The 6,371-nt window shown below is 63.3% G+C and carries 7 protein-coding genes; 3 read left to right on the top strand and 4 right to left on the bottom strand.

Features of this window, described 5'->3' with window-relative positions; translation table 11 throughout:
• Positions 1 to 168: 168 nt before the first annotated feature.
• A complete protein-coding gene (locus ACJH6I_RS29870; protein ID WP_131831838.1) occupies positions 169 to 402 on the bottom strand; it encodes a hypothetical protein in 234 nt (77 codons plus the stop codon).
• A gap of 9 nt (positions 403 to 411) precedes the next feature.
• Entirely contained in the window at positions 412 to 1,269 is an 858-nt protein-coding gene (locus tag ACJH6I_RS29875) for an SDR family oxidoreductase (protein ID WP_079630344.1), read from the bottom strand.
• 120 nt (positions 1,270 to 1,389) lie between these two features.
• Here ACJH6I_RS29875 and ACJH6I_RS29880 point away from each other — a divergent pair, with 120 nt between their 5' ends.
• Complete coding sequence (locus ACJH6I_RS29880) at positions 1,390 to 1,806, top strand: helix-turn-helix domain-containing protein (protein ID WP_025997256.1); 417 nt, start codon at positions 1,390 to 1,392, stop codon at positions 1,804 to 1,806.
• Positions 1,807 to 2,040: 234 nt separating this feature from the next.
• On the opposite strand, the gene ACJH6I_RS29885 is transcribed toward ACJH6I_RS29880, so the two are convergent.
• Positions 2,041 to 2,799 (bottom strand): IclR family transcriptional regulator, encoded by a 759-nt coding sequence (locus tag ACJH6I_RS29885; protein WP_025997255.1) that lies wholly within the window; start codon positions 2,797 to 2,799, stop codon positions 2,041 to 2,043.
• A 110-nt stretch (positions 2,800 to 2,909) separates the two neighbouring features.
• Between ACJH6I_RS29885 and ACJH6I_RS29890 the strand changes: the two genes are divergently transcribed.
• Both ACJH6I_RS29890 and ACJH6I_RS29895 read left to right on the top strand, forming a co-directional pair.
• The gene (locus tag ACJH6I_RS29890) at positions 2,910 to 3,896 is read left to right on the top strand and encodes a PDR/VanB family oxidoreductase (protein ID WP_079630385.1); all 987 of its coding nucleotides are present in this window, start codon (positions 2,910 to 2,912) and stop codon (positions 3,894 to 3,896) included.
• A gap of 26 nt (positions 3,897 to 3,922) precedes the next feature.
• On the top strand, positions 3,923 to 5,134 hold the full coding sequence (locus tag ACJH6I_RS29895) for a cytochrome P450 (RefSeq protein ID WP_394330605.1): 1,212 nt from the start codon (positions 3,923 to 3,925) through the stop codon (positions 5,132 to 5,134).
• Positions 5,135 to 5,339: 205 nt separating this feature from the next.
• Here ACJH6I_RS29895 and ACJH6I_RS29900 read toward each other — a convergent pair whose 3' ends face one another.
• A complete protein-coding gene (locus ACJH6I_RS29900; RefSeq protein WP_016895364.1) occupies positions 5,340 to 6,137 on the bottom strand; it encodes a nitroreductase family protein in 798 nt (265 codons plus the stop codon).
• Positions 6,138 to 6,371: the final 234 nt, after the last annotated feature.

The raw sequence follows: 6,371 nt of genomic DNA on the forward strand, positions 1-6,371 counted from the left end.
CACGCGGTAGGCGGACTTACCGCGGTCCTGGGCAGTCCGTTACCGTGCTGCACGCGATCCCGTGTGCAACAACTGCCGCACTTGTTCGGTCGAGGTCGCCCGATGCAGATCTCTGACAACTTCCGCCGTGACTCAACACCTTTCGTGCGTCATCACAGAATGCCGTCGTCACATGCATCCAGCGCGGGACAAGCTCGATGGTGCGCTCACCATCGACGTAAATCGTGCAGCAATGCTCAATTGCCTGGCCAGTAGACGATGTTCTGAATCGAGCAGAAATGCCTTGTCCCAAGAACATTCACCGCCACCGTTGACGAAGGCTTGGACCAGCAGAACAAGAGTGTCGTCGATCAGCGCTGTCGCAAGCGTGCGCGTTGGGTCGGCCCCTGCGATGTTGGGCATCGGCGACCGCTAGGAGGCGGCCGCCGAGAGAACCGCCGCGGCGGGCGTGGAGTTGCGGCCAATCAGCATTTGCAGATCGCCGCTTTCGGTGTCGAGTGCGCCTGCCGCGATGCCGGTGTCAGCGTCGGCGAATGTGTGCGCGATCGGGGCGGGCAGGCCGGCACCCTCAAGCACTGCAATGTATTCGGTCTCCGGCAGGTCAACGTAGGCCACTGGCATGTCGATGACGGTGGAGATCACAGCCGCGAGTTCGGTGTAGGTCAGGCGCTCGTCGCCGCCGAGTTCGTAGACTTTCCCGGCCTGGTCGTCGGCGAGCAGCACGGTCGCAGCGGCCAGCGCGTAGTCAATGCGCGCAGCGGCAGCGACTCGGCCCTGCCCTGCGCTGCCCAGCAGCGTCCCGGTCTGGCGCGCGGAGGCAACGGCGGGCAGATAATTCTCCCAGTACCAGCCGTTGCGCAGTAGCGCGAAGTCGATACCCGAACCCGCCAGCAAATCCTCGGTTTCGCGGTGTTCGGCCGCCAGGGCAATGGGGCTGTTCAGGGCGTCCAGCACACTGGTGTAGGCGATGAAGCCCACGCCTGCGGCTTTGGCTCGGGCGATGACGTTGGCGTGCTGCGCGGCCCGTTGGCCGATTTCGCTACCGGAGACGAGCAGCAGTTTGTCGACGCCGTAGAGAGCCTTCTCCAACGCGCCGCTGTCGGTGTAGGACGCCTCACGGACCTCCACGCCACGCTCGGCAAGGCGGGCCGCCTTCGACGGCGTGCGAACTACTGCAACCAGGTCGTCGGCCGACAACCCTTGATCCAGCAGTGCGTCGACGACGAGGCCGCCAAGGTGTCCGGTGGCTCCGGTGATCGCAATGGTCATGTGAACTCCTGTGTGATTGACCGACAAAGAGCAGGTACGTACTCGGCATCATGCACTTACTTTTTGTGCAGTGTAGCTGATCCACATAGCACTAAGGGATTGACCGGTATGATCTGCGGCATGTCCGAACCCGCCGCCGCGGAATCGCGTGATGACGGCGATCTCCAGCCCGAAGCCGACGTTTTCGCACGCCGTTGCACATCCCGGGCAACGTTGCAGACCGTGACCGGGCGCTGGGGGATCCTCGCTTTGGCTGCGTTGTCCGAGGGCAGCTACCGGTTCAATGCGCTGCGCCGGCGCGTCGACGGCGTTAGCGAGCGCATGCTGTCCCAAACGTTGCAGGCGTTGGAGCGCGACGGACTCGTCCACCGCGAAGTTCTAGAGGCGATTCCCCCCAGAGTCGAATACAGCCTTACGCCGCTCGGCATAGAAGTCGCAAACAGGCTTCTGGACTTGATCGAGCTCGTTGAGTCACACATGCCCGAGGTCCATGCCGCACAGCAGGACTACGACGCCAGGCGCCGACGGCCTCTGTAGCCCACAGGCATGTATGGGCCTTTCCATCCCAGTCGTGTGATGACGATGCACAACGACAATACGTGCTCCAAAAGTTTTGGTACGCACGCCATCTCGACCGTGGCGGTCTGCCTCTTGAGACTTGAGTGGATACGCCGGGCGTTTGGTGCGCGACGCTCGTCCCTGCTTGTCGCGTTGACGTGACGCCACAGATGCGCGAGGCATCTGCGAGTCTCGCTTCCGAGGGCGGAGCTGCTATGTGTTGGCACTCGGATTGAGTGCGCGCCGAATTCCGCGCGCGGCGGCCAACAGGAGGGGGACGTGTGCGGTGAGTCGATCGTCATTGGGACCAACGATCGACAACGCCGCAATGGCTTTGCCCAGGCTGTCGAAGACGGGGACGGCAAGCCCTGCCGCGTCATCATGGATGTGGCCGGGAAGTAGAGCGTATCCGCGGCGGTGGACGAGGTCGAGTGCGTCACGCAGCTTTGCGGGGTCGGTGACGGTGTGTCCGGTGTAAGCCTTCATCGGTTGTCGCAGAATGCGCTCCCGCTGTTCTTGGGGGCCAAATGCGAGCAGCACATGGCCCGAAGACGAGGCGTGTAACGGCAGTCGGCCGGCTATCCGTGAGTAATTGATGACGGCGTTTTTCGCCGACAATCGTTCAACGAAGAGAACGTCGTCGCCATCAGGAACCCCCAACTGCACGTGGTGGTCTACGACGGCGTGGATGTCGGACAGATACGGCATCGCCGCTTGATGCAGCGACAGGGTTGGCGAAGCGCGTGAAGCCAGTTCCCACAACCGGACGCCAACTCTCACTTCGCGGTTTTCGCCTCGCTCCAACAGTCCGTGCGCGACCAGCTCGGCCACGATCCTCGACGCCGTCGCGACATGGAGCTGACTGCGCCGAGCGATGGTCGAGACGGACAGTGCCGGCTGGTCGGGCTCAAACGCTGACAGCACGCGGATCGCCCGGGCGAGCGTGGATTCCCCCGTGTGGGTCCGTGGCATGTTGAGGTTCACCCCAGCTTCAGCGACTGAATCTTCTCATTCATTGATACACCAGTCGGTGGTGGCAGGGGTTGCGGATCACACTCATTCGCAAGTGTGAAGGAGCGGAGATGCTACCGATTGACGAACGAACGCCAGTAGCCCAGCGACGAAATGCCAGTGTGACAGCCGTCGTCGTCACCGAAAAGCGAGTCGTGGCCGAAGGGGTGGTGTCCCTGGAGTTGTCGGCTGCCCATGGCGGCCGGCTGCCTGATTGGGCGCCCGGCGCCCACATCGACCTCATCCTTCCCAACGGGCTGACCCGTCAGTACTCGCTATGCGGTGATCGCTGGACCCCTGATCGCTATCAGGTGGGCGTGCTCAAAGAGCCTGCCAGCCGCGGGGGTTCGGCATACGTGCACGACGTCCTCGCCGTCGGCGATCAAATCGAGATCGGCGGGCCGCGCAACAATTTCGCTCTAGTGCCATCGCCGACGTATCTGTTCGTGGCCGGAGGAATCGGCATTACTCCGTTGCTTCCGATGATCAGGCAGGCCGACATGCTCGGGACCAACTGGCACCTGCTTTACGGCGGCCGGCGCCGCGCATCCATGGCATTTCTGGACGAACTGTCGGCGTACGGCGATCGGGTGACTGTCGCTCCTCAAGACGAGTCAGGGCTGTTGGATCTGCCGGCCTTCCTTGGAGATCCGCGCGCCGGCACCAAAGTGTATGCCTGCGGCCCGGTTCCGCTCTTGGATGCCATCGAGCGCGCGATGGTTGGCTGGCCGAAATACGCGCTGCGCAGCGAGCGATTTGTCGGCCACACCAATCTCAGCGCCACGTCGCCGACCACGTTTGAGGTCACCCTGGCGCGCACCGGAGTGACCGTCACGGTCGGTCCCGACGATTCTGTGCTGGATGTCGTGCGGGCCGCTGGCGTTGACGTGCTGTCCTCCTGTCAGCAGGGCACCTGCGGCACTTGCGAAGTGACGGTTCTGCGCGGCACGCCTGATCACCGCGACGCCGTCCTCGATGACCACGAACGCCAGGCCGGTGACTGCATGTTCCCGTGCGTTTCGCGTAGCCACAGCGACAACCTGGTCCTGGATCTGTGACCCTTCCCGAATCTCGAAGGAGGACAATGATGTCCACACTGGTGCCACCCACCGCCCTACCCAACAACGATGCCGACCCGTTCAGCGACGAGCTGCTTGAAAACCCTCTGCCCCTTCATGAGGCCCTCCGTGAAGCGGGGCCCGTAAGCTACTTGAGCCTCTACGGCGTCTACGCGCTGGCCCGCTACGAACACGTGCGAGCGGCGTTGAGCAACTGGCAGGACTTTCAGTCGTCGGCCGGTGTCGGATTATCGAACTTCCGGCGCGAAAAGCCCTGGCGCCCACCGAGTCTGCTTCTCGAGGCCGACCCTCCCCGCCACGATGCACCACGGCGGGTATTGAGCAAGATTCTTGGGCCTCGCGCCCTGCACACACTGCGCGAGGGCTGGATCGCCGACGCGACCGCGCTCGTCGACACCGTTCTGGCCAACGGCCCCGAGTTCGACGCCGTCACTGCACTGGCACAGGCGTTCCCGCTGCGCGTCTTCCCCGACACTGTGGGCATTGGCCAGGAAGGGCGGGAGAACCTCCTGCCCTACGGTGACCATTTGTTCAACGCGTTCGGCCCGGCCAACAGCCTCGTCGCCAATGGCGCGGCGCGCGAACCCGAACTCAGCGCGTGGACCCACGCGCAATGTCAGCGGGAAGCACTCGCGGACAAGGGGTTTGGCGCCGACATCTGGGCTGCGGCCGATCGGGGCGAGATCACCTACGAACAGGCGCCCGTGGTCGTACGGTCGCTGCTGTCGGCCGGCGTCGACACCACGGTGCACGGCCTGTCGGCCACGCTCTTCGCCATGGCTACCAATCCCCTGCAGTGGCAACGACTCCGGGAGGGACCCGCGTTGATCAGGACCGCGTTCGACGAAGCCGTGCGGTGGGAGTCGCCCGTACAAACGTTCTTCCGGACTGCCACCCGCGACGTCCATCTTGGCGATTCGGTGATTCCCGAAGGCGAGAAGATTCTGATGTTCCTCGGCGCCGCCAATCGCGACCCCCGGCGCTGGGACCATCCAGACCAATTCGACTTATCCCGAGATCCTTCCGGACATGTCGGATTCGGTATGGGGATCCATCAATGCGTGGGGCAGCACGTAGCTCGTTTGGAAGCTGAGGCGCTACTGTCGGCGCTGGCACGCCGGGTCGAGCGGATTGAGTTGGCAGCGCCGGCGATTCGCCACCACAACAACACGCTCCGCGCATGGGAGAGCATCCCCGTCAAGGTGACGCTGGCTTGAACAACCGGGGTGAGGGTGCGGAACGGCGGGGGATCTGAGGTGAGGGACGGATAGTGCTGCCGCGCCCGGGCGTACGCCTCGGCGCCGGATTCGACTCCAATCCCCATATGGCCCAAGACATCTGGGGATTGGAGTCGTCTGTGCCATGGCGGCATGTCCGAGGAATCGCCGTTGCGACGGCTCATTCGGGCGCAGCCGGCACTCCCTAATTCGGCTGCTGCCAGTGATTCCACTGCAGGAAATGATCGACAGGGGCGCGGTTGACTGGGCCGAATCGACCGAGGGGGTAACCAATTGGCACGATGGCGAATGTGCGGACATTGCTCGGTATGCCAAGTATGTCTTTGAGTTCGCGCTCAAACAGCAAATGCCAGGTGGTCAGGCTGGCACCCAGGCCGGACTGACGGGCGGCCAGGAGCAAATTTTCAACTGCCGGGTAGACGCTGGCGGCGATGGATAGGCGTCCGAACTTGCCGAAGTTCGCCCCGCCGGTCAAGGCTCGGCGGATACCGAGCTTACCGAAAGCACGTGCGACCGCCGCAATATTGTCGAGCCAATTGTCCATCATTGACGACACATCACAGCACACCACGATCAACGCGGGCACGTCTTCGAAGTGGTCGGCGAGATACTGCGCCGCCCCGACGGTGCGCTGATACTGCTTCGGTGACACTCCCGGTGGACGCGCGTCGGCCTGCGCGGTGACGTAAAAGCGTTCAGCTCGCCGCCACAGCGGCGCGATTCGTGCGATTTGGGTTCGGTCGTCAACCACGACGTAGCGAGTACCTTGCGAGTTGCCGCCGCTGGGCGCCCACGACGCAGCCTGGATCAGCCGTTCGATCAGTTCACGCGGCACCGGGTCTGGTTTGAGTCGGCGCATCGCGCGCATCGTGCTCATGACGTCATACAGATCGCCGGCCGGCGGCCGCGTCACTTCTTCTTCCTGCTCCGGCGCGATGACTGCGGTGTGCTCAATGGGCGACGCAGTGATGGGCTGATCCATTTGTTGGTTTCTCCTCGTCTTCGTCGATGGCTCAGAAACTGGTCGCTCCAGGTGTCCGATTGACACCGGGTCTGTCCGGGCGCCGGCGGGCGCAGCGGGCTCCGACGCGAAGGTCATCAGACAACCTGATTCGATGGGTTGCGTAACTGAGCGACATTGTCAGCGGTCACGTATTTCCCCAGGTTTGAGGGGTTGTCCGTCACGTAATTCCCCACCCTGGCTGTCACGTAATTC

Source organism: Mycobacterium sp. SMC-13, from assembly GCF_045311035.1.
Lineage (GTDB): Bacteria > Actinomycetota > Actinomycetes > Mycobacteriales > Mycobacteriaceae > Mycobacterium.